2 protein-coding genes are annotated in these 684 nt (G+C 34.5%); both read right to left on the bottom strand.

Going from position 1 to position 684, the window contains the following annotated elements:
- Positions 1–328 (bottom strand): hypothetical protein (locus BO222_RS11620; protein ID WP_143356863.1); only part of this gene is annotated, 328 nt, incomplete at its 3' end.
- Positions 329–373: 45 nt separating this feature from the next.
- The coding region (locus BO222_RS13840) for a hypothetical protein (RefSeq protein WP_198932083.1) at positions 374–684 on the bottom strand (311 nt) is incomplete at its 5' end.

Genomic DNA, 684 nt, shown 5'->3' on the forward strand with positions numbered 1-684 from the left:
TTGAGTATTGAAACTCATAATTCCCTAATGTGAAGTGGCTTATATCAATAATTTCAACTAATGAAGTTGAAAAGTTGAGGTCGGTATCGGATAGAACAATTTGTTTGCTTACTGAATCGTAGGCTTCAAACATATAATGGTGATCCTCCGAAACACCTTTATATAAAACCGCTCCATTAAGTTCATTGTTTCTGATTCTTAAGATCGTTTCTTCAATCATTTCAATTCTGTTTTCGTGTTCCTGAATCATTTGTTCGAGTACTGAAAATCCGAGGTTCTGGCTTTTAAGCAGTTGAAGAATGTCAATATAAATCTTCTCTTTTTTCATAAAAAATCTCCTTTATTTATCGATTGACAAATGATATTTAGTTGTTTAAGTTATCGAACTAAATACCAAATTTGTTAAAGAAAAAGCACCCAGAGCGTTAAGCTGAAATAACCAAGTGTTAATCAACTTGACGCCCAAAATGGGTGCTTTTATATAACCACGAACAACTGGCAGTAATCCTGTATAGTTTTTCCCGATATCAAAAGTCTGTTCAACCTGCTGTCTTGTGTAATAAACAGGCAAGATCTCTTCGATGGCTAACTCATTTGAAGAAGCAAGGATGAAAAATCCTTCGGATTCAAGTTTTTCAAACAACTCAGTTGAGGTTCCTGAATCTGGATCCAGATGATTGAGCA

The organism is Ileibacterium valens (assembly GCF_001945525.1).
In the GTDB taxonomy this organism is placed as follows: Bacteria; Bacillota_I; Bacilli_A; order Erysipelotrichales; family Erysipelotrichaceae; genus Ileibacterium; species Ileibacterium valens.